At 46.3% G+C, this 22,905-nt stretch carries 23 protein-coding genes, 1 riboswitch and 1 other annotated feature; of the genes, 5 read left to right on the plus strand and 18 right to left on the minus strand.

From position 1 onward, the window contains the following. The 5 genes from M1D59_RS16435 to M1D59_RS16455 all read right to left on the minus strand — a co-directional run bounded on the left by M1D59_RS16435 (position 1) and on the right by M1D59_RS16455 (position 5,496). A complete protein-coding gene (locus M1D59_RS16435; RefSeq protein ID WP_458117534.1) occupies positions 1–1,506 on the minus strand; it encodes an extracellular solute-binding protein in 1,506 nt (501 codons plus the stop codon). A gap of 16 nt (positions 1,507–1,522) precedes the next feature. Beyond that, positions 1,523–2,401: a carbohydrate ABC transporter permease gene (locus M1D59_RS16440; protein ID WP_023855846.1), complete on the minus strand. Its 879-nt coding sequence runs from the start codon at positions 2,399–2,401 to the stop codon at positions 1,523–1,525. A 141-nt stretch (positions 2,402–2,542) separates the two neighbouring features. Further along, positions 2,543–3,307: an NAD-dependent epimerase/dehydratase family protein gene (locus M1D59_RS16445; protein WP_026579044.1), complete on the minus strand. Its 765-nt coding sequence runs from the start codon at positions 3,305–3,307 to the stop codon at positions 2,543–2,545. A gap of 18 nt (positions 3,308–3,325) precedes the next feature. Then, a complete protein-coding gene (locus M1D59_RS16450) occupies positions 3,326–4,213 on the minus strand; it encodes a dienelactone hydrolase family protein (RefSeq protein WP_458117535.1) in 888 nt (295 codons plus the stop codon). A 32-nt stretch (positions 4,214–4,245) separates the two neighbouring features. Further along, positions 4,246–5,496 carry an APC family permease gene (locus M1D59_RS16455; RefSeq protein ID WP_101561199.1) on the minus strand — a complete coding sequence of 417 codons (1,251 nt, stop codon included), beginning with the start codon at positions 5,494–5,496 and terminating at the stop codon, positions 4,246–4,248. Between the two features lie 126 nt (positions 5,497–5,622). On the opposite strand from M1D59_RS16455, the gene M1D59_RS16460 reads away from it, so the two are divergent. After that, complete coding sequence (locus M1D59_RS16460) at positions 5,623–6,516, plus strand: LysR family transcriptional regulator (protein WP_020452651.1); 894 nt, start codon at positions 5,623–5,625, stop codon at positions 6,514–6,516. Between the two features lie 11 nt (positions 6,517–6,527). On the opposite strand, the gene M1D59_RS16465 is transcribed toward M1D59_RS16460, so the two are convergent. From M1D59_RS16465 to M1D59_RS16485, 5 genes are all read right to left on the minus strand, one after another. Further along, positions 6,528–6,935, minus strand: coding sequence for a VOC family protein (locus M1D59_RS16465; RefSeq protein WP_101561200.1), 408 nt, complete (start codon positions 6,933–6,935; stop codon positions 6,528–6,530). A gap of 349 nt (positions 6,936–7,284) precedes the next feature. Next, positions 7,285–9,699, minus strand: a complete 2,415-nt coding sequence (leuS, locus tag M1D59_RS16470) for a leucine--tRNA ligase (RefSeq protein WP_023855841.1) — start codon at positions 9,697–9,699, stop codon at positions 7,285–7,287. 112 nt (positions 9,700–9,811) lie between these two features. Next, positions 9,812–10,018 (minus strand) — a binding site (T-box leader). Between the two features lie 102 nt (positions 10,019–10,120). Beyond that, positions 10,121–10,450 carry a DUF4257 domain-containing protein gene (locus M1D59_RS16475; RefSeq protein WP_016885609.1) on the minus strand — a complete coding sequence of 110 codons (330 nt, stop codon included), beginning with the start codon at positions 10,448–10,450 and terminating at the stop codon, positions 10,121–10,123. Between the two features lie 220 nt (positions 10,451–10,670). After that, positions 10,671–11,852, minus strand: coding sequence for an MDR family MFS transporter (locus tag M1D59_RS16480; protein WP_020452654.1), 1,182 nt, complete (start codon positions 11,850–11,852; stop codon positions 10,671–10,673). A gap of 120 nt (positions 11,853–11,972) precedes the next feature. Continuing rightward, positions 11,973–12,797, minus strand: coding sequence for a MetQ/NlpA family ABC transporter substrate-binding protein (locus M1D59_RS16485; protein WP_458117536.1), 825 nt, complete (start codon positions 12,795–12,797; stop codon positions 11,973–11,975). Between the two features lie 56 nt (positions 12,798–12,853). Continuing rightward, positions 12,854–12,961: riboswitch (SAM riboswitch) on the minus strand. Between the two features lie 131 nt (positions 12,962–13,092). Here M1D59_RS16485 and M1D59_RS16490 point away from each other — a divergent pair. Further along, positions 13,093–13,773, plus strand: coding sequence for a sunset domain-containing protein (locus M1D59_RS16490; protein ID WP_458117537.1), 681 nt, complete (start codon positions 13,093–13,095; stop codon positions 13,771–13,773). Positions 13,774–13,801: 28 nt separating this feature from the next. On the opposite strand, the gene M1D59_RS16495 is transcribed toward M1D59_RS16490, so the two are convergent. From M1D59_RS16495 to M1D59_RS16525, 7 genes are all read right to left on the minus strand, one after another. Beyond that, positions 13,802–15,133: an ABC transporter permease gene (locus M1D59_RS16495; RefSeq protein WP_224066683.1), complete on the minus strand. Its 1,332-nt coding sequence runs from the start codon at positions 15,131–15,133 to the stop codon at positions 13,802–13,804. Next, positions 15,123–15,821: an ABC transporter ATP-binding protein gene (locus M1D59_RS16500; RefSeq protein WP_035338160.1), complete on the minus strand. Its 699-nt coding sequence runs from the start codon at positions 15,819–15,821 to the stop codon at positions 15,123–15,125. Before M1D59_RS16500 ends, M1D59_RS16495 begins: the two co-directional genes overlap by 11 nt. Before the next feature lie 25 nt (positions 15,822–15,846). Continuing rightward, positions 15,847–16,827 (minus strand): ABC transporter permease subunit, encoded by a 981-nt coding sequence (locus tag M1D59_RS16505; RefSeq protein ID WP_128823570.1) that lies wholly within the window; start codon positions 16,825–16,827, stop codon positions 15,847–15,849. Next, positions 16,821–17,699, minus strand: coding sequence for an ATP-binding cassette domain-containing protein (locus M1D59_RS16510; protein WP_023855837.1), 879 nt, complete (start codon positions 17,697–17,699; stop codon positions 16,821–16,823). The genes M1D59_RS16505 and M1D59_RS16510 overlap by 7 nt, the downstream gene beginning before the upstream one ends. Next, positions 17,692–18,084, minus strand: a complete 393-nt coding sequence (locus tag M1D59_RS16515; protein ID WP_079289567.1) for a GntR family transcriptional regulator — start codon at positions 18,082–18,084, stop codon at positions 17,692–17,694. The genes M1D59_RS16510 and M1D59_RS16515 overlap by 8 nt, the downstream gene beginning before the upstream one ends. A 41-nt stretch (positions 18,085–18,125) precedes the next feature. Continuing rightward, positions 18,126–18,254, minus strand: coding sequence for a hypothetical protein (locus M1D59_RS16520; protein WP_458117538.1), 129 nt, complete (start codon positions 18,252–18,254; stop codon positions 18,126–18,128). A 125-nt stretch (positions 18,255–18,379) separates the two neighbouring features. Continuing rightward, positions 18,380–18,652 (minus strand): YtzC family protein, encoded by a 273-nt coding sequence (locus tag M1D59_RS16525; protein WP_003184568.1) that lies wholly within the window; start codon positions 18,650–18,652, stop codon positions 18,380–18,382. Positions 18,653–18,804: 152 nt separating this feature from the next. Between M1D59_RS16525 and M1D59_RS16530 the strand changes: the two genes are divergently transcribed. From M1D59_RS16530 to gltP, 3 genes are all read left to right on the plus strand, one after another. Further along, positions 18,805–19,773: a TIGR01212 family radical SAM protein gene (locus tag M1D59_RS16530; RefSeq protein ID WP_075212784.1), complete on the plus strand. Its 969-nt coding sequence runs from the start codon at positions 18,805–18,807 to the stop codon at positions 19,771–19,773. Beyond that, positions 19,770–20,354 (plus strand): class I SAM-dependent methyltransferase, encoded by a 585-nt coding sequence (locus tag M1D59_RS16535; protein ID WP_043054441.1) that lies wholly within the window; start codon positions 19,770–19,772, stop codon positions 20,352–20,354. The genes M1D59_RS16530 and M1D59_RS16535 overlap by 4 nt, the downstream gene beginning before the upstream one ends. A 166-nt stretch (positions 20,355–20,520) precedes the next feature. Continuing rightward, the gene (gltP, locus tag M1D59_RS16540; RefSeq protein ID WP_023855832.1) at positions 20,521–21,771 is read left to right on the plus strand and encodes a glutamate-aspartate/proton symporter GltP; all 1,251 of its coding nucleotides are present in this window, start codon (positions 20,521–20,523) and stop codon (positions 21,769–21,771) included. Positions 21,772–21,811: 40 nt separating this feature from the next. On the opposite strand, the gene M1D59_RS16545 is transcribed toward gltP, so the two are convergent. Beyond that, complete coding sequence (locus M1D59_RS16545; RefSeq protein WP_020452664.1) at positions 21,812–22,891, minus strand: tetraprenyl-beta-curcumene synthase family protein; 1,080 nt, start codon at positions 22,889–22,891, stop codon at positions 21,812–21,814. Positions 22,892–22,905: the final 14 nt, after the last annotated feature.

Raw genomic sequence — 22,905 nt, forward strand, 5'->3', positions numbered from 1 at the left:
CTATTTTTCTGCTTTTTTAAATGACTCTTCATATTCTTCTATTACTTGATCTCCGCCGTTCGTCCGCCATTTTTCAACCGCTTTCTCGAACTGGCTTTCATCCGTTTTGCCGAGGATGAATTGATATGTGGCATCGTCAATGATCTTTTGCAGTTCATCGCCTCTTTCAGATGCGGCCGGTGAGTACAAACTTTCGGCCGGATTTGAGACGATGATCTCATTATTGTCCTCTGTCAGCTCTTCATATTTTGTGCGGAGCGGATCTCCCGTATTTTTCAAATATTGTTTATCAATGCCGACGAGAGAGACGAGCGGCTGAATTTCCGCCTGCCAGTCTTTCAGTTTTTCATCAATTCGTTTGAATTGTTTTTCCCCTTCTTTTTTATAGTGAACCCCTTCGATCCCGTAAGTCATCAGGCTGTAAACATCCTCTTCGGCGATCCGGTCGAAAAAGGCCAGAATCCTCTTCAGCTCTTTTTCTGTTTTGACGCTTGTTTTCGGGAAGGCAAAGATTCCGTTATGCCCGCCTGATGCCCAGACGCGTTCCTTTCCGTCCGGTCCTTTGATCCGATTGATGATCTCAAGCTCCATTATATCATCGACAGACTGGTCTCTTAAATTGACGGCATCGACCATATTTCCGACATAAATGCCGGCTTTCCCTTGTGAAAACATCTCCTGCTGCTGCGTTTTGCTCGTAACCGGGAAGTCTTTGTTGATCAGCCCTTCATCATACAGTTTTTTCATATATTTCATCGTATCCATGTACTCTTTTGTCATGAAGTCAGGCGTGAACTTGCCGTCTTTTATCTCCCAGTCAGTCGGCATGCCCATATAGGACCCCAATGTTTTAAAGGCGCCGTAGATCAAATCGTTTCTGTCGGTAAAGCCGATCGTATCGTTCTTTCCGTTTTGGTCAGGATCTTTTTCTGTAAATGCCTTCGCTGTTTCGTAAAGTTCATCAACCGTCTTTGGTATATCGAGCCCAAGGTTGTCAAGCCAGTCTTTACGGATGACAACCCCCTGTCTTGATAACGGGCGCTCCCTGTAGATGCCGTAAAGCTTTCCGTCGATTGAAGCGTTTTTATTGATCAGCTTGTTCATCTTGCTTAAATTCGGATAATCCTTTAAATAAGGACCAACCTCCCAAAACATCCCCGATCTGAACGCATTCATGACAGATGAATTTTTAATGTCCTGAATGGTGACGACTTTCGGCAGGTTTCCGGCGGCGAGCGCTGAGTTTAAGCGGTCTTCTTTTACTGCATCAGGCACCCACATTAAATCGAGCTTTGTATTGGTGAGCTCCTCGATTTTTTTAATCGCTGTATCCTTCGGCGGCTGCTGATGATAAAGGATTACCATCCAGCTCAAGTCCAAAGGCGAGTTCAGATCGACTTTCTCATCCTTTGTAGAAGCCTGATCTGCTCCGCTTTTCGAACAGCCAAACAGTCCGCCGGCCAAAAGCGCGAACGCAAAAATCGCTATCAGCCATTTTTTCCCCATATTGTCCCCTCCGTTTTTATCCTTTAATTGACCCTAAAAGAGCGCCTTTTGCAAAGTGCTTTTGAATAAACGGATACACGAGCAGCACCGGTATGGTTGCAACGACAATGACCGCCATTTTGATCGTTTGTTCCGGCGGCGCCGCGGCTGCCCCCATCTCCGTCATATCCCCTTGCATACCGCTTGATACGATGACAATCTGGCGAAGCAAAACTTGTATCGGCCATTTTGTCGCATCGCTCAAGTACAGAATCGCTTGCATGTACGTATTCCAATAGGTGACGGCGTAAAACAGCGAAATTGTCGCAATCGCCGGCAAAGACAACGGAAGAATGATGCGGAAGAAGATTCCGATGTCATTGCAGCCGTCGATTTTGGCGGATTCCTCGAGGCTTGACGGTATATTTTGAAAAAAGTTCTTTAAAATGATCAAGTTAAACGCATTGATGGCGGTCGGAAGAATCAGAGACCAATAGGTATCGAGCAATCCGAGCGATTTTACGACGAGAAAGGTCGGGATCATCCCTCCGCTGAACAGCATCGTGAACACGACCAAGAACATGAGGAGGCGCCTTCCCATCAGCTCCTTTCTCGACAACCCGTATGCCATTAAAGAGGAAAGAAACATGCTGACCGCCGTCCCTACGGCTGTGACAAGAATAGAAATGATTAAGCTTCTGTACACAATGTCAGTTGAAAAAATATACCTGTACGCATCCAGCGAAAAAGTTGTTGGTATTAAAATAAACTTTTTCGAAATAACCTCCTCCACTGTCGCAAAAGAGGCTGCAATAACGTGGATGAACGGCAGCACACAAACCAATCCGAACCCTGTTAAAAATGAATAATTCAATATGTCAAACACGCGGCTTCCAGCAGAATGCCTGATCGTCATTTCCCCCTCCTTGTAAGCGCTGTCAAAATATTACGATATCGTGTCTAAAATGTAGCAAACAGAAAGGAGAGCGTCTATAATCATTTTTTAAGCAGGATCAGAAAAGCGGAGAAAAAGATCATCACCTTAGAAGATGATACGTCAGTCTTCATCAAGGATGTCTGAGGTGCTGACTTTCGGCTTGAACCCCAGTTCCCGAATGGCGGAATCGATCGACCACGGCCGCCCCTTATTGTCGCTGACAGCATAATATGTACCGTATGTTTTGACGGATTCGATTGCGGCTTTAAAGATTTGAACGAGGTCGGGGTGGGATAACAGCGTTTTTTTGCTCCTCGGTTTTGCGCGCAGCGTTTCTTGCTCATTTTCAGCGGCTGTCCCGATCCGCAGATTGATCACGGAAACCTTGGCGTCTGATTGGTGCGAGAAAAGATAGCCGAGATTTTCGGACGCCAATTTTAGCAAGCCGTACAAGCTTTTGGACTGCGGGTAGTCATCCGTGTTGATCTTCCTCCCCAGCAGAGAATCGCCGTTCTTTTCATACACATCTGTCACATGGTTGCTGCTTGCAAATACCACCTTCGGCACGCCGAGCTCCGCCGCCGCCCGCAAAATCGTATATGTCGCTTTAAAAAAGATATCCGTCATTTTCTCAAACTCCCGCCGGTCAAGCAAATCGCCTGTCGGCTTGACAGCCAAAAGGTTGATCACCGCATCCGTATTCAGAGGAATGCTTTTCACGACTTCATTGTAATCTGCCGCATCCACCCGGACAAACCGGACAGCCGGCTTTTCATCCGGTTCTTTTAAATCCAGCACTGTCACCTCGTATCCTTCGCCTGCCAATCCGCCCGCTAACACGCGGCCGACCGTACCGTTCCCTCCGATGATCGTCACCTTTTTCACAGTGATTCACCTCCTGTTTTACAGCCATGTTTTTAAGAAACCGATCGCTTTATGCCTCATTCCGGCTGTCTCGAAGTGCCCTGAATGAGAGCGAAACACTTCATAGCGTTCACCGGCGCCTTTTTCTTTATACACATCGGACAGCTTTTCTTCAATGAGGTCAATTCCTTGAACTGGCGTTAGTTTATCTGCGGTTCCGACCAGGCTTAAATGGGGCCTTGGAGCGATCAGGCTTTCGATTTGAGCGGTTGAAAAGTGCTTGACCAGCCCTGGAACATACGAATAGAGATTGTGACGGTCCAAATTCTGCGTCTTGATTAATGTTTCGCTGTCCACCTGCGCGCATATATCAACGCATACGCTGACCCGTTCATCCAATGCAGCAGTCCACCAGGCCATCAGACCACCCATCGACATGCCGAGTGAAGCGATGCGGCTTTCGTCTGTGGCCTCACGCATGCTCAGGTAATCGATGGCTCTGATGCTGTCGAAGACCATCATTCCCCACATCACCCGTCCTGTCCAAAGCATTTCTTTAAATATCTCACTCTCCGTTTTGCCCCGCCTGTCTCCGAAAGCCCAATGGTCAATCGCAAGCACGGAAAATCCCAAGGCCGTCAATTCCTCGGCGAACGGCGGCGTTTGCAAGTAATCCGCTCCTTCAACCAGCTCCTCCTTCCCCCTTTCGTAACGTCCTCCGTGTGAATGACAGTAAAGCACGGCCGGCCGCTTGCCGTTCATCTGTTTCGGTTTTGCAAAATAGGCCGGTACCGCTTCAATTCCATTTAAATCAAGCAAAAGCGTTTCAAGAATAAAAGATGACTTTTCTTCAATTTTAAGAGTACTCACATCAATGCTTTTTTTCTCCGGCAAATCGCCGAGCAGTTTGAAAAGTTGACTGCGCATCGTGTTCCCCTTTCTTTTTTCCGTTTGATTCATTAATACGATTTGAAAGGGCGTTTTACCTTTTTCCAGATGATAAGTTGACGGAAGTTGACCACAAACAAGGCGCTGGTCAGCATGATAAACAGTAATATCCAGTGTGATGAAAACAAAAGAAGCAGCGAGAAGCACCCCATGAGAAAGAGGCAGCCTATTTTGTAAACGCGACCGGACAGCAGCTTGTAAGCAGCGGCAAGACCGCACAGCGAGTTGCAGATGAAAAAGGCGTTTGCGATCAGGACCAGTGTCTCAACATTAAGAAAGTGAAACATCAGGCAGACAAAAACGACGGTATGAATGAAAAACATAAGCCCCAGTGCTGCCATCGGCTGATTTCCCCTTGATCTGCGGGCAAACAGCCCGCCGGCCTGCGATGCCACCAGCCTGGCTGCTCCGCCTGTCACCTGAAAATAAGCGCACATGCAGAGTACAGCGGTGAGCACAGCGATCACCGGCAATGCAAAAGATCCGAACAACGGCGTCAGCATCATCGCCAGCTTCAATTGTCCGTTTGCGAAGAACCCCGGATCAATCCATTGAACAGCTGCCGCAGTCGCCACATATATGAGCGTTACCGTCAGGCTGCTGATCACGACGGCCCGGGGAATCGTTTTCCCGCGGTTTTTCACTTCCATGCTGTAGTTGCCGACGATTTCCCATCCAACTAATGCCCAGAACAGCAGCAGCAATCCGCGGCCAAAATCGGCAAACTGAAATGTTCCGTCTACGAGCGGCCCCTCACGAAAGTAAGGCACAGAAGCCGCGCTGCTTCCAAACAGAATGAGGGCCGCGGCAGTGGAAAAAATGAGTGCAACCATGCCGACAAATGAAAGGTTAAAGCAAAGGACTACCATACAAAAGATAAAAAAAATGAAGCCGTACAGTTCAGCGGGAAATGCCGTGCCGGCCGCAAGAGAATGAATATATTCGCCGGCCGTCATTAATACGGCGGCAGGGCCGAAGCTTGCAGCCATGATAAAATAAAAGACTGCCAATTTTTTAACACGGGAACCGAACGCTTTTTCAGCCGCATAAGCAATCCCGGCATCATTCGGATACTCGACGCTCAATCTGGCAAAAATCCAGGCAAATAAAAAACCGATTCCCAACATCAACAGCCATGCAAAAATCGCATAGTCCCCCGCTGTCTGATGAATCATCGGCGGCAGCAGAATGATTCCCGACCCTAAAATAGGCCCCGTCATCAGCCCGCTTAATAATAAAGGGCCAAGCTTTTTTTCTCTCATACTGATACAATCCTTTCGCAAAGTCGTTTAAAATGATTGTAATCTTGTTTAATTCATCAGTAAAATAGATATTATCGATCTGCAACTTCGAATTTTTCGATACAAAATAAAAGGGAGATGGACGAGATGGAGATCCGACATTTGAAAACATTCAAAACCATCGTGGATATCGGCGGTTTTACCCGTGCTGCCGATTATTTGGGATATGCGCAGTCCACTGTGACTTCGCACGTTCAAGCAATCGAACAAGAATTAAGAAAGCCGCTGTTCTACAGGCTGGGGAAAAAAATGATGCTGACAGAAGCAGGAAAACACCTTCTCCCTTATGCCGCAGAAATGGTCGAACTGTATGAAAAAGCGAGGCACATTCCGGAAAACGACCAGGAGCCGTCGGGAAACTTGATCATCGGCGCCTCGGAATCTTTAACGGTTTACAGATTGCCTGCCATTCTTCACGAATTTACTAACAAATATCCGCAGGTCACGGTCACATTAAAGTCTTCCACGTGCTGGCAGCTGAGAGATGAATTGAAGCAGGGAAAAATCGATGTCGCTTTTCTTTTGGACAACGATCGGAAAGAAAACGACCTTCATGTTGAAAAGCTGGTCAATGAGCCGATGGTGTTCATCTTTCCAAAGGAACACCCGGCAGGACAAAAGGCCCTTGATGATTTGACTTTTACCGCAAATGAAACGTTTTTATATACGGAGCACGGCTGCAGCTACCGTGATTTTTTTGAGGAGTATTTACGTCAAAGGGGAGTCATTGCCGACCATACGATGGAATTTTGGAGTGTCGAAGCGATTAAACAGTGCGTGATGTGCGGTTTGGGCGTATCCCTTCTTCCTTTGATCACAACGCGCACTGATATCGAAGAAGGAAAGCTTCAGGGCACGCTTGTCCGCGACGCCCTGTTTTCCACTCAAATGGCTTATCATAAAAACAAATGGCTTTCTCCTGCAATGGCGGCTTTTACAGATATCGTCCGCACGAAAGCAAGAGACTGGGCACAGGCATAACGTTCCTATATCTAAATGCCTTCGGTATTCATCAGCACGATCCGCCAGCCGTCCGGATCTTCCACTGTTGCCCCTTTGTCCTTCCAATACGGATTTTCTGGCGGCACTTCGTGATGGCCCATATCAGCGAGCCTTTTTAAAATACTCTTGATTTCCTTCTGATCAGGAATATAAAAGACGAGCAGATTGTCTTTGGTCGGTGCCGGACAAGGGCTGCCTCCAATATGGGAGGTGAATTCAAGGTGATATTGGACATTCGGCAGGCCGAACATGACGCCATGATACCCTTGATGTCCGGAAAAACCGCCAAGCTTTTTCAGGCCCAGCCCCTTTTCGTAAAACGCAACGATTTCGTCAAAACGGTCTGTAGGCCGGGCGATTCTGACCTGTGCGACGGAAAAATCGGAAAAATGCATCATCATCATCTCCTTTTTTCCCATTTTAAGCGGTCATGGATCATTTGAAACGAAGCGAACGGCTGAAATATTTTCATCCTTTCGGCGGAATGACAGGGCTTTCAGATTATTAAAAAAAATCCCAAAACGGCTTTTAGTTTTGGGATTTTGTCATCCTTTGTCCCGCAATCCTTGCAGTCTGGGAAAGCCGAGCATCGGAGCGGTCTTCCACAGGATGTGGTGACGGCGGTGTTAGGCGGTTAGCCGCCTGATCTTTTCTCCTATCGTAAGCACCGGCTTAGCAGGCCTGCCAACGAATGCGCGGGTTTGTCGGCACGCTGAAAAGCCCCTTCGGATTGAAGGGGCTTTTCCATTAATTTGCGACAATATTTACAAGCTTTCCAGGTACAGCAATCACTTTTCTGATCGTTTTCCCTTCGAGCTGTTCTTTTACTTTTTCATTGTTTTTCGCCAGCTCTTCAAGCTGTTCTTTGTCGGCGTCGGCTGGAACGTTCAGCTTCGCTTTCACCTTTCCGTTCAGCTGAACGACGATTTCGACTTCGTCATCAACGAGCTTTGCTTCATCATAGACAGGCCATGCTTCATACGTGATCGTTTCCTCATGTCCAAGTCGGCTCCACAGCTCTTCAGCCAAGTGAGGCGCAACAGGAGACAGCAATTTCACGAAGCCTTCCATGTATTCTTTCGGAAGCTGATCAGCTTTATATGCTTCATTGATGAAGACCATCAGCTGAGAAATACCTGTATTGAAGCGCAGACCTTCGAAATGGTCTGTTACTTTCATGACCGTTTCGTGGTAGACGCGCTCAAGCGTTTCGCCGGCTCCTTCAACGATCTTCTCGTTTAACCCGCCATTGTCATCGATGAACAGACGCCATACGCGGTCAAGGAAGCGGCGGGCGCCGTCAAGTCCTGTCGTTGACCAGGCGATCGATGCATCCAAAGGCCCCATGAACATTTCGTACAGCCGGAGCGTGTCCGCACCATGAGTCTCCACTATTTCGTCCGGATTGACGACATTGCCTTTGGATTTGCTCATTTTTTCGTTGTTTTCACCAAGAATCATTCCTTGGTTATAAAGCTGTTTGAACGGCTCTTTCGTCGGAACGACCCCGATGTCATAAAGGAATTTATGCCAGAAGCGCGCATACAATAAGTGAAGAACGGCGTGTTCCGCCCCTCCGATATACATATCGACAGGAAGCCATTCCTGTAATTTTTCAGGAGAAGCCAGTTCGTTCGGGTTTTTCGGATCGATGTAGCGCAGGAAGTACCAGCAGCTTCCCGCCCATTGCGGCATCGTATTCGTTTCGCGTCTTCCCTTTTTGCCTGTTTCAGGGTCTGTCACTTCCACCCATTCTTTAATGTTCGCAAGAGGGGACTCACCCGTTCCGCTCGGTTTGATTTCCGACGTTTTCGGCAAGATCAGCGGCAGCTCTTCTTCAGGAACCGGAGTCGATGTGCCGTCTTCCCAATGGATGACCGGGATCGGCTCGCCCCAGTAGCGCTGACGGCTGAACAGCCAGTCGCGGAGGCGGTATGTTACCTTTTTCTCGCCCTTCCCGTTTTCCTCAAGCCACTGAATCATTTTTTCGATCGCAGCCGCTTTATCAAGGCCGTTCAGAAAATCTGAATGGATGTGTTCGCCGTCGCCTGTATAAGCTTCTTTCTCAACATCTCCGCCTTTGACGACTTCTTTGATCGGCAGCCCGAATGCTGATGCGAATTCGTGGTCCCGCTCATCATGGGCAGGGACGGCCATGACCGCTCCGGTTCCGTATGTAGCCAAGACATAGTCCGCGATCCATACCGGAATTTTTTCCCCGTTTGCCGGATTGACGGCGTAAGAACCTGTGAAGACGCCTGTCTTTGTTTTGGCAAGGTCTGTCCGCTCCAAGTCGCTCTTTGATTGAACTTCTTCGATATAGGCGTCGACCGCGTCTTGCTGTTCAGGCGTCGTGATTTTTTGAACCAAATCGTGCTCCGGAGCCAAAACGGCATATGTGGCACCGAATAATGTATCAGGTCGCGTTGTGAAAACCGTAAACGTTTCGTCTGTGCCGTCGACCGCAAAATGAACATGCGCCCCTTCGGAACGGCCGATCCAGTTGCGCTGCATCTCTTTGATGCTTTCCGGCCAGTCGAGTTCTTCCAGATCTTCAAGCAGACGGTCGGCATAAGCGGTAATCTTCAGCATCCACTGCTTCATTGGACGGCGTTCTACAGGATGGCCGCCGCGTTCGCTTTTGCCGTCGATGACTTCTTCATTGGCAAGAACGGTTCCAAGCGCAGGACACCAGTTTACAGGGACTTCATCTACATAAGCGAGACCTTTTTCGTAAAGCTTTAAGAAAATCCACTGCGTCCATTTATAGTAGTCCGGATCTGTTGTATTGACTTCTCTGTCCCAGTCATACGAAAAGCCGAGCGCTCTGATCTGGCGGCGGAAGTTGTCAATGTTCTGCTCGGTAAAGACGGCAGGATCGTTTCCCGTATCCAGCGCATATTGTTCCGCAGGAAGCCCGAATGCATCCCAGCCCATCGGATGGAGGACATTGTACCCTTGCATCCGTTTCATGCGGGACAAAATGTCAGTTGCCGTATAGCCTTCAGGGTGTCCGACGTGAAGGCCTGCGCCTGACGGATACGGAAACATGTCCAATGCATAAAATTTCGGTTTGGATTTATCTTCACGCGTGGCGAACGTTTTATTTTTAAGCCAATAGTCCTGCCACTTTTTCTCGATTGTTTGATGGTCAAAACTCAATTGTAAAAACCTCCTTTGAATATGAGTACGGCTTCTTTGTCTTCAAGTATGGACGGGACTGGCAGCGTTATATTCAGATTATTCTAAAATCAAAAAAACTCTCCCATCCCTAAGAAGGGACGAGAGATTTCCCGCGGTACCACCCTTGTTAGTGTGCATGGGGCACACTCACTTGATATCTGTAACGCAGATACGCGGCAGCAGCTCATCACTGCTGCAACTCTGAGGCGAGTTCGGAAGCTCATTTGATTGACTTTCACCAGCCGTCAACTCTCTGAAACAAAATGGGCTTCTTACTGCTCCTCTTCACTGTTCTTGCCGTAACCGTAATCTTATCTGTATTTTATAGAATTCTGTTCATAAGTGCAAGCAGGTTTGTATACAATGGGAATGTGCTGAAAAAAGGGTAAGAGTGAGGATCTTAATCGTGTGGAGATTTGTTTTGCCGTTCGGAGTTCTGTACATTTGCCTGCTGTTCTCTGACAAAGTCAAAGCTTCTCAATACAGCTTCACCGCCGTAGCCGGCAATGATCGATAACACGACAAGCTGAATTCCAGAATCAGGTTCCGCAGATAAAACAAGCAAAATAGAAGCAACCATTCCGACAAGAATATCTTCAAAAAATCCAAGGTAAATGAATCGTTTCGTTGTTCTCGGTTTCTCGAGGCGCCCTCTTTTTTTAACGTGCCCGAGAACCCCCATAATCCCTCCAATCAAACAAGCAACCAAAACTTGATGCAGCATCTTCATCACCTTCCTAAAGCCCTTAGTTTAGTCAAGCGACTTCAGGCCATCGAGCAGCCCCCCTAGACCCCTTGCGATGATATTCGATACTACCATACAGAAAATGTGTTCTGTCTGAGAAGAAAAAAAGCTTGTTTCTTCCATTATATGTGAAGATTTGGTTGATAATCTTGATTCCTTCGATTCATTTTCATATAATTACAATTACCTATTTTTTCTATACCACTTATGCATCTGATTGAGCGGAGAGCTGCTTTTCCTTCCTGTCGTATAAAAACGCCGTTCCTATTGCGAACAGCAGCAATACGAGCAGAACCGCAAGCAAAAGCTGCATATTGAAATAATCAACCAGCATTCCGCCAAAAAGCGGCCCGATCATTCTTCCGCCGGTCGCCATACTGTTGACAAACCCTTGATAAAACCCTTCTTTTCCCCTCGGAGCGAGGCGGTTGGCGATTGTCGGCACAGCCGGCCATACAAGCATTTCGCCAATGGTTAGCACAACCATCGCGGCAAGAAACGCCGGAAACCGTTCAGCGCCAAACAAAATTCCGTATGCCATCATAAAAATGACAAATCCGATCACGATTTGGTTTTTCAGCGATTCGGCAAACCGTTTCACAAAAAAACCGATCAGCGGCTGACCGAAAACAATGAGCGCCCCGTTCACTGTCCAAAGTACGCTGTACTGCCCAAGAGATATCCCCAGCTCCTGGGTGTGTGAAGCGATGGTCGAGGACCATTGCGAATAAGCGACCCAGCCGAGCAGGTAGCCCGTACATATAACCAAAAGCGCGGAGAATCTAGATTTCCCGCTGACTGAATCGGCATGATCCAAAACAGAAGACTGCATGGCTTTTTCAGACCGGATGCGTCTAAATCCGAAAATCGCAATCATGAAAAAGACGGCATACAGCATCGCATTCGCCAGAAAAACATACGTAAATGAAAAAGACGCGACAATTCCGCCGAGCGCTGAACCAACTGCCACCCCTGCATTTTGCGCCACGTATACAGCATTGAACGGCTTTCTGCCGCCTTCCGGCCAAACCGATCCGGCCATTGCATAGCATGCCGGAAACACGATCCCTGATCCAAAACCGGCCAATGTTAAGAAAAGAATGTATTGGAACCACTCGTGAAAAAAGACGAGGCCTGAAAGGCTCGCAAACGTGATCACAATTCCAAGTACGACCGTTTTAAATCCGCCGATTTTATCGAATAAATATCCTCCGAACAGGTTGCCCAGCACATTTGCCCCTGAGTTCAGCATCAGCACAAATCCGGCCGCTGTCAGCGACTTTCCCAAATGCTGATGGATATAGATGGTATTCAGCGGCCATAAAAAAGATGCCCCTGTGACATTGATAAACATTCCGATGACCAAAAGCCATAATGTGCGCGGCATAGCGTTTCCTTCTTTCTCTTTAGCATTCCCTCTAGATTCTATTCGTTTTGCCCATTTTTTTCAATTGACACGATTTCGATTTTCAACATAAAAAACCCCCTTTTTAAAGGGGGAATTTTTTTATGATTGCGTCATCCATTTTGGCTTTCCGAAACCGGCGAATTCCCGATCGATCGCATCTTCGAAAGCTTTGGATTTTACCGCTTCTTTGAGATCTTTGGCGAATGGCTTGTCTTTGTTTTTTTCATCCACTACCACTTGATTGCGGTAGCGGTCAGGCATGTTCTCAAGCGCCAGCGCGTCCTGCAACTTCATATTAGCGGAGAGAGCGAAATTACCCGGGACAGCCGCGATATCCAGGTCATCGACCGCTCTTGGAAGATTGGCAGATTCAAGCTGTTTAAATGTCAGCTTTTTCGGATTTTCCGCAATATCCTGCACAGAGGCTTTCAATGTGTCGACATCGCTTTTCAGCCGAATCAGCCCCTGATCCTGGAGCGTTAAAAATGCCCTGGCGGCATTGGCCGGATCGTTTGGAACAGCCACTTCCGCCCCGTTTTTGACATCGTTCAAGTCGTTATATTTGGCAGAATAGAGACCCATCGGAGCGGTCGGCACAGAAATGAGTGCAGCAAGATGTTTATTGTTTTCTTGATTGTATGATTTCATAAAAACCTCATGTTGAAACAAATTGGCGTCGAGTTCGCCTTCGCTTAACGCCGTGTTCGGCTGTACATAGTCGGTGAATTCGACCACTTCAACTTTGTAGCCTTTTTTCTCAAGTTCAGGCTGAATCGCTTTTTTGACCATATCGTAATACGGTCCTGCAGTAGCGCCTATTTTGATCGTTTTACCATCGCTTTCGGCATTGTTTCCGCATGCGGTCAGAAGCGCCATGCTCAAGGACAGTCCCAGCACGGAAGTCCATTTTAATATCTTGTTCATGTATATCTCCTCCTCCAAAATAAAAAAAACTCTTTCAGCGCCTGAAAGAGTTGTTCAACTTATCTTTCAGAATGCGCCTGACATTCTGCTGGATTTAGCACCTTGCTCTGCTGCAGGTTGCTGAGATTTCGCCGGGCCAGTCCCTCCATCTCTCTTTATAAGCTGCATATTCGGTTTTTTAAATGATTTCTTTATTTTACGTTTGAATATTTAGATTTGCAAGAAGTTTTTTGGTATAAACATTTTTTTCTTTTTAAGCTAAAATATAGTTATCAAACACGAAAGGAGACGAATCATGGAATCTATCATGCTGATCGGGTTTTTATCCTTTATTTTTTCCATCTGCTATCTTGTATTTCATTTGATCAGAAGAATCTTTTCTCCAGGCAAAAGGTTTTCCAGAAAACTCTTTTATCCTTGTTTTGCAGGCGGACTTCTCCTCCTGATCATCTCTGCGCCTTATTACAGTGAGGAAACATATGCCATCGATGAGACAAAAACAGAGGACCTGACAACCGAGCTTCAGGAACTGAAAACTGAACACAGCGCTGTACAAAAGGAGCAAACCGCATTAAAGCAGCAGCTCAATCAAGCAAACGAAAAACTGAAGGCAGCCAAAACGGAGAATGACATATTAAAAAAAGAAAACGAAAAACTGACAAAAGAAAAAGACTCGCTTACGAAAAAAACAAAATCGCTGTCAGAAAAACTGGCTAAGGCTGAAGAAAAAAGCGGCAGTACCGAAGCCACTGTAAAAGAAAAGAACGCCACCGCTCAGGCCGGAACGTCACACAGCGCGCCCTCCCCTAAGAAAAACAGCGGTGAAAGCAAACAAGAGTGCAAAATCAAAGGAAGCGTCAACCATATTTATCATACACCAGGAAGTACATATTATGACCGCACGAAAAACGTCGCCCGCTGGTTCTGCACAGAACAGGAGGCGCGTGATGCGGGGTACAGACCTCCGAAACGTTAAAAAAGCCGGCATACCGCCAGCTTTTTTCTTAAAGCTCTCTTCTTAATGCTGTCAGCACGTTCGTTCTTGTCGCTTTAATGGCCGGATTCAGGCCTGAAAGAATGGCGACGCCTGCACTGATCAAGGTGGCGATGAGTACAAGGCTGACCGGAATATGCGAGAAGGTGATGCTGAGCTCTGCCGCACTCGCTTCTCCTTCTGAAACCGATGATAAAATGACAGGAATAATCTTGTTCACTAAAAAGCTGACACCGTATGAAATGATAATACCTAAAACAGATCCTAAGATGCCGATATAGGCGCTTTCCAGCAGGAACATTCGGCGGATCACATTCGGGCTGGCCCCGATCGCTTTCATAATCCCGATTTCCTGCGTCCGTTCTGTAACCGCCATTGTCATCGTGTTGAAAATCCCGATGGCTGAAATCAAAACGGCAATGACTCCGACAAAGATCAGACCGATTTTAAAAGCCATGAAAAACAGATTGATGCTTTCGAGTTTTTTCGTTATTGAATCGACGTAGTAGCCTTCATCCTCCAAATCTGTTGTCAGCTGTCCGACATGTTCAAAATTATCCGCGTAAACCGAAAGCTTTTTTTCGATCGTGCCGTTGTCTTTGTCCGCCTTCAGAAATCCGGTGATGTCTTTTTGCATGTCGTTGCTGACATAGACCGTTGAATCGCTTGCCCATTCATAAGAAGGTTTTTTCGTCACTCCGACAACTTTCAGATCATATGTTTTCGCTTTCCCTTCTTCTCCTGTTTTTTCATCCATTTTTGAGATCTTTAATTCAATTGTTTTGCCGAGAATATCTTCTGCGTATCCTTTTGGTTCTTTTACTTCCTCAGCATTATTTTCCATCTGCTTTTCATAATCTTGGGCTTCTTTTTTCGTCCAGAGATTCTTCCCGAAATGGTAGCCGACGACGATTTCATTCGGTGTTTTCGCTACGCGGCCGCGATCGAGTTTAATATTGGCTTTTTGTTCAGCAGCCATGTCAGTAATCGTGATATTCGACATTTGATTGTTTGTCCTGTTGCCCAACTTTGCTTCAGCAGGTGCGAACACCTGCGTGCGCTCGATAATCGCGGACACATCTTTGCGATTTTCGAATTCTTTCAAGTCTTTCTTTTGAACTTTCCGATCGCTCTTTCCTTCTTTTCCGACAACCTGAATTTCAGTGACAATCTGTTCTTTCATCAGCTGTTCAGTCATCGATTTTTGCAGTCCGAATCCGACCGATGCGAGCACGATTAAAAACGCGCAGGCCACCGTTGTTGCGAGAATGGTCATGAATACACGCAGGCGGTTTTTCTTCATATTTCTTCTAATGAACTTCAACTGATCCTTAAACTTCAACAGTCTCTTCCCCTTTCTCTAACACGCCGTCAGATAACTGAAATTTCGTTTTGGCGATCGATGCCACCTCGTCATCGTGCGTGATGATGACGAATGTAATACCGCGCTCCCTGTTCAGCTGCCGAATGAATTCGAGGATTTCCTGTTCTGTTTCGGAGTCCAGGCTTCCGGTCGGCTCGTCGGCTAAAATGATTGACGGATTCAAAATCAAAGCGCGGGCGATGCTGACGCGCTGCTGCTGTCCGCCTGAAAGCTCATTCGGATAGTGTCCAGCGTGGTTTTCAAGGCCGACGCGGTGAAGCATCTCATTGACGCGCTGCTTCCGCTCAGACGGATGAACACCTTTTAAAGTCAGAGGCAGTTCGATGTTTTCGTAAGTCGTCAAGCTCGGAATCAGCTGAAAACTTTGAAAGATGAAGCCGAAATGTTCAAGCCTGAATGCCGCCCATTCTTTTTCGCTGTACTTTGTGACATCCGTACCGTCAATGACGATCTTACCTTTTGTCGGGGCGATATAGCCGGAAATCAAGTTCAACAGCGTCGATTTTCCGGAACCGCTCCGTCCGACAATGCAGGCGATTTCGCCTTTTTCAACGGTAAGCGAGACATCCTTTAACACTTTAATTTCATTTTCCCTCCCCTTTTTGCCGACTTTAAATGAGTGGTGAATATGCTCTACACTGATCATTTGTAAATCTCCTCTCCATTATGGATTACAGCTGTTTTATTTTTTTGAAAATCAAGAAGTAACTGATTAAGAATCCGACTGCCGAACCGATCAACATACCGAAGATATAGCTGAACAGGCTAGAAGAAGTGGCTGCGCCGAATCCCCAGATGCCAAATAAAATCACGAGAATTTGAATCGGGCGATCCATTTTTCTCCAGAGAAAAAAATGTCCGTTCCGTTCAAGCTGCTGTTTGATAAAGCAAAAATAGCCGATTATATAAAACAAGATCCCCATGACCAGCGGAATCAACAGCGTAAAGGCCAAGCCGCCGTTATGGACGCCGAAACCGTCGAGGTACACAATCGGCGTTATATAATTTAAAAAATATGAATCCTGAGAAAATAAAGCAGAATTAACCCCAAAGAAACTCATGATAATCTGCAAGTTTGCCATCGGAAGGCCGATCAGCAAATAAGGCAGAATCGACGTTGAAAAAGCAACAATCATCTGGGCCAGCGGATTGCCGGTCATCGCGCCCGCCGCCATGACAAGCGAGTAGACCATAAAGCAGAATATGACCGATCCGATAAAATACTCGTGAAAGTTGACGACGTCAACCTTATACAAAACAACTAAGGCATAAGATAACAAGTAAGATAATAGCTGGGCTGTTAAAAGAATTGTAATACCCAAGAAATATTTCGTATTGAAAATGATGCCTCGCCTATAAGGGAGCCCGAGTGTGAAATCAAGCGTTCCTCTGCTCCGTTCAAACCCGATCTGGCTGAGTGCAAGCGCGACTCCGCCAATCCAGAACATTCTCATGACCCCGCTTATCTCATAATCTTTATATAAAACGCACTCTATATCGGGAAATTTTTTCTGTTCCGCAAGACATCCTTGATACTGAAAATAATCATTTAAAATCGAAAACGGTTCACTCAGCATCACCGCTGCAAACACAACTAAAAAAATCCAGAAATGCTGTTTCCACTCTTTATATAAAAGTCCGCGGTCTACCATCTTCGCTTACCTCCATACTTCGCGATGAATACTTCCTCAAGACTGACCGGAAGCTCGTTCCAAACTTTCGGAGACAAACTTTTTAGAAATTGTTTGCTCACATCGTCTGCTTTCGGAATCAACACCGTATAAAACACGCCGGTGTGATCCAAAACAGGGATTTCCCTTTCCCTGATTTTCAAATTGACATCTTCTTCAAATGCCATTTGGATTTTAATAAAATCGCCTTTCAGTTCATCAAGATCCATGATGTTCGACAATGTATTGTCTTCGAGAAAACCGATTCGGTTGCACATTCTTTCAATATCCTCAAGCCGGTGGGATGTGATGAGAATCGTCGTGTTGTTTTCAGCCACTTCATCGACCATCAGCTGGAGAACATCTTGTCTTGTGACGGCATCAATGCCGTCTGTCGGTTCATCGAGCAGGATGACCGCCGGCCGGATCGCAAATGACAAGATCAGCGACATTTGCTTTTTCAATCCTGTAGACAATTCCCTGTACTTTTTTGTTTCGGGAATATCGTAGCGGTTCATTAATTCATTAGCGTATGTAACATCAAAGTCAGGATAAATGTTTCGCAAAATATTGACGAGCTGTTTGTAATTGTATTTTTCGAAATAGGTGTTTTGAACGGGCATATAGACGATATTGCGCTTGACGAGCGGATGGTCCTTCACCTTGACGCTGCCGAAGTAGATATCTCCCTCATCAGGCAGCAGGATTTGCTGAATCAGGCGGAGAAGCGTCGTTTTCCCTGAGCCGTTTCTGCCGAGCAGTCCGAAAATCTCTCCTTCCTCAAGCTTAAAGGAGATGTTTTTGAGTATTTGTTTTCCGTCAATGGTTTTTGATACAGATTTGAGCTCAATCATTCACTTCCCCTCCTCTCACTTCTTTGTCGATTTCCGCCATCCACTCCTGCAGCTTTTTAGTGTCGATCCCAGCGTAATGCGCATCGATGATCAGCTGCTTTAACTGCTCTTTAATCATCGCAATCTTCCCTTCATCAAGCGTAACTTTCGCGTTTTCTGAAATATACGTTCCTCTCCCCCTCAACGTTTCAATTATTCCTTCCCGTTCAAGTTCTTTATAGGCTTTGCTGACAGTATTCGGGTTTGCAATGATAATGGTTGCAAGCTCTCTGACAGAAGGAAGTTTATCTCCAGGCTTGATTATCCCTTTTAAGCAAAGCTCTTTCATCTGCTGGATAATCTGCTCATAGATCGGGGTAGAGCTTCTCGGATCGATTTGAATCATCTATCTCCCTTCTTTCTCGTTCAATCTCAGGTCATTCACTTTTAAAAAAACACGTATCCCAAATTTTCTTGAATTATATAGCCCAGCTTCGCAAGAACAAACAAGAACGAACAGGCAATGATAAACGCCACGACCACCATCGGCGTTATTTTTTTATGTTTATCACTCATGAGTATTACTCCTTTACATGTGTGTGTTAATTGTATTACTCGATATAGTACACCTAATACATTAAATACATCGTCCTTTTTTGTCAATCACTTTTTTCAAAAAAATGAACCCTTTCAAAAAGGGTTCATCTTTCATACGATCTCTGCAGAATCATATTGTTTTGAAGGGTTTGCAGCTGAAGCCTTTTGCGGTGAATTTCCTCCCTTTGTTGCTCATTGGCAAACAGCGAAAGCTTGTTTAATTCATTGACCGCGTTTTCAAGCATCAGCTGCGCATCGCTGTACTCTGTCTCATTGTAATGTTCCTGCCTGCTTGCAGTTTCAAATTGAGATAAAGCATAATCATAAGCATCTTCGCTTCTTTGGATGTGCTCTCCGACGGATTGTCTTGTAGCCAAAGAAAACCCCTCCTTAATGGAAAAATCCATCGTGATTAGTTTGACCATCACAGCCGTGATCATTGAAGAAAATAATTGGGAATCGGTTTGTTCTTATCGTGTTTATTTGCTACAATTTTAGGATGCGTAATACTAAAAGGAGGTCCTTTTGTTTGCATCAAAACAACCCTTTTCCATATACGAACAGTGAAAAACGATATCATACATGGAATTATCATTTACGAAATCATTTCGGTCATAAAGTGTTTAAAGTCGCCCTTGACGGAGGCTTTGACTGCCCGAATCGCGACGGCACGGTCGCACACGGCGGATGCACATTTTGCAGCGCCGCAGGGAGCGGAGACTTTGCGGGAAACCGAGCCGACGATCTGCTGACCCAATTTAATGAAGTCCGCGACAGAATGCATGAAAAATGGAAAGACGGCAAATACATGGCGTACTTTCAAGCATTTACGAATACGCACGCTCCTGTCAGCGTTCTTCGCGAAAAATACGAAACGGTCCTCGGCCTCGACGGCGTAGTCGGCCTTTCAATCGCAACCCGGCCGGACTGTCTTCCTGACGATGTTGTCGAATATCTTGCCGAGCTTAATGAACGAACATACCTCTGGGTGGAACTCGGCCTTCAAACCGTTCATGAACGGACGGCTGATTTGATCAACCGTGCCCATGATTTCGACTGCTATGTAGAAGGCGTGAACAAGCTGAGGAAACACGGTATCCGCGTCTGCTCTCACATCATTAACGGGCTGCCTCTCGAAGACCGCGGCATGATGATGGAAACCGCAAAAGCGGTCGCCGATTTGGATGTGCAGGGGATTAAAATCCATCTGCTTCACCTGTTAAAGGGAACGCCAATGGTGAAGCAGTATGAAAAAGGAAAATTAACGTTCCTTTCGCAAGATGATTATGTCCAGCTTGTTTGCGATCAGCTTGAAATTCTTCCGCCGGAAATGATCATTCACCGGATTACGGGTGACGGACCGATCGAATTGATGGTCGGACCGATGTGGAGCGTCAATAAATGGGAAGTCTTAAATGCCATCAATGGAGAACTGGAAAGGCGCGGCAGCTATCAGGGGAAATGGTTCAACAAAGAGAAAGAAGGCATCGCCACATGAAGCTCAAGAAGATCCTCCCGTATGCGAAAGAACTGCTGAAAACAGCCGCAGGCGAAGGAGACATCGTCATTGATGCGACAATGGGAAACGGACATGATACGTATTTTTTAGCAGAACTTGTCGGTGAAAACGGACATGTCTATGCCTTTGATATTCAAGAAACAGCTCTTATGAATACTGCCGAAAGACTTGGAAACGAGTACAAAGACCGGGTGACATTGATTCAAAAAAGCCATGATGAGCTCATCACTTCGCTTCCTGACGACATCTCAGGCAAGGTGGCAGCAGCTGTGTTTAACCTCGGGTATCTTCCGGGAAGCGACAAATCGGTGACGACAAAAAGCGATTCAACCATCGCCAGCATCAAGCAGCTTCTCAAAATCCTGAAAAATGAGGGGCTGATCGTTCTGGTCGTCTACCATGGCCATCCCGAAGGAAAGCGGGAAAAGGACGCCCTGCTCGAATTTTGCACATCACTCGACCAAGATACTGCCCGCGCCCTCTGTTACCAATATTTAAACCAGCGAAACGATCCGCCTTTTATCATTGCGATTGAAAAGAAAATAGCGGCTCAAAAATGATATCTTGAAAATCCTCCATTAGGAGGATTTTTTTCATCCAAACATAATGTAAGCGATATCAAAATAAAATATAAGAAATTTTTCGCAATTTTCTAAAAAGAAAAGGTGTTTCACTCTTTGTCACGAAATTATTGAAAACTCATGTAAAATACGGAGGGATTTCGCTTTGAAAAAATTTATCGCTTATCAAATTTTGATCGCACTCGCCATTGGAGCAGTGATCGGACACTTTTTCCCTGATTTCGGAATGGCGCTGCGCCCCGTCGGAGACGGATTTATCCGCTTGATTAAAATGATCGTCGTTCCGATCGTTTTTTCTACAATCGTCATCGGAGCGGCCGGAAGCGGAAGCATGAAAAAAATGGGCAGTCTCGGCATCAAGACGATTATTTGGTTTGAAGTGATTACGACGTTCGTGCTCGGACTCGGGCTGCTTTTGGCTAATGTGCTAAAGCCCGGCGTCGGCCTTGACCTCTCCCATTTGGCCAAAAAAGATATCGGCGAGCTCTCAGGCTACACGGAAAAAGTGGTCGATCTTAAACAAATGATCCTCGATATTATTCCTACCAACATCGTTGACGTCATGGCCAGAAATGATTTGCTTGCCGTGATCTTCTTTGCGATATTGTTCGGCGTCGCAGCTGCCGGGATCGGCAAAGCCTCAGAGCCTGTCATGAAATTTTTTGAGTCTGTTGCCAATATCATGTTCAAACTGACGCAGATGGTTATGGTTACAGCCCCTATCGGCGTGCTTGCTCTTATGGCCGCATCCGTCGGGCAATACGGCATCGAACTCCTGCTTCCTATGTTAAAATTAGTCGGCACTGTTTTTCTCGGACTGTTTCTCGTTCTTTTTGTTTTATTTCCGATTGTCGGTCTTATTTTTAAAATTAAATACTTCGAAGTCCTGAAAATGATTTGGGATTTGTTTCTGATCGCGTTCTCCACTACGAGCACAGAAACAGTCTTGCCGCAGCTGATGGACCGCATGGAGAAATACGGCTGCCCAAAACGGGTCGTTTCCTTTGTGGTTCCTTCAGGCTTATCGCTGAATTGTGACGGCTCCAGCCTATATTTATCTGTCGCTTGTATCTTTTTGGCGCAGGCTTTCAATATAGACATGAGCATTTCACAGCAATTGCTCATGATGCTCGTGCTAGTGATGACAAGCAAAGGGATCGCCGCCGTTCCATCTGGCTCGCTCGTCGTCCTTCTGGCTACCGCCAACGCAGTCGGCCTTCCCGCTGAAGGAGTCGCGATTATCGCGGGAGTGGACCGCGTGATGGACATGGCGCGAACAGGCGTGAACGTGCCGGGTCATGCTGTCGCCTGCATCGTTGTTTCAAAATGGGAAAAAAGCTTCCGGTATAATAAGCGTTTTGTACTTGAAAAACAATACCGGATGGAAAGCTTGTAAACAGCAAAAGCTCAAGCCGATGAACGGTTTGAGCTTTTCTTTACGAGCTTTTCATCCACGGCATTTTTTGAATTTTGCGGTAGGCCCTTCCGTTGATATAGAAGAAGTAGGAAGTTTTTCCGCTCGCTTTAATAAGGCGCTTCGCCAGCCGGCCGATTTCCTTTTGACCCGCGACCTTATCGTCTGATAAATAAACACCCAGAAGACCTCTGTTGATCAAACGGTGAAAGTTTTCGTGCGGAATCCCGCGCAAATGTTCATCCGCCATTTCGATGAAATATTCGAGCCTTTCCATCATATCTGAATGTGATGGGTAATACGTGCAGAAATTCAAATCTCCGCCGATTAAGTCTTCCTCCTGGTCAATTAAATAATCGAGCAGGATGTGCAGTCCCTGTATGTACGGAAAATAGCTGTCGCGGATCTTTCCGGCCATCGATTCAGTAAAATCGGAACGGACGGAATACGATACGAGGCAGAAGATGCCGAGCGTTGAACCCGCACAGGCTGAGAACTCGTACCATTCCATTTTCGGCAAGGCCGATCTATAATTCTCAAACCACGCTTCGAGCCGGGGGACACGCTCATGCTCCACAACGTGTTTATGAACTTGCAGATCGCAGTAATAGCTGCAAAGCTCAAGCAGGTGCTGCTTGATCAGATCATAGTTCTCAATTTCCGCAAGCACGTCTTGGCACGTTTTCACTAAGTCGTGCAAATAGCCTTGATCATCCTGGTCTTCCCTGAACCGGTAATAGTTCTTCAATTCAGCCCCGACGGTCAGCGCGTCTTTCATTGACTGATGAAGCATGGAAAAATCATCCGGGTCAAGCGAGGTGCTCCGGTCGCATAGATTGTCGAGATAGTCGCTTATCGTCTGATACGCCGTAATAAACCGGATCGACTGCTCGATTTTATCGCCTGAAAGGAGGGCCATAATGCCGCCGCCTTCACAGTGAAAGGTTTTATCCCTGATGCTGGCTTTCGCCTGCGTTTTCAGCTCGGGATTTTGAATCGTTTCAGCTTTTCGTTTCCACTTGTCCAACTCCTGATGAACAAGGGGAAAAACTTCTCTGTATACTTTAGCCATTAATCCAAAAGGATGCTCCGGTACTGCCAAAGAATGCACCTCCA

It is taken from the genome of Bacillus sp. PK6-026 (assembly GCF_054161455.1).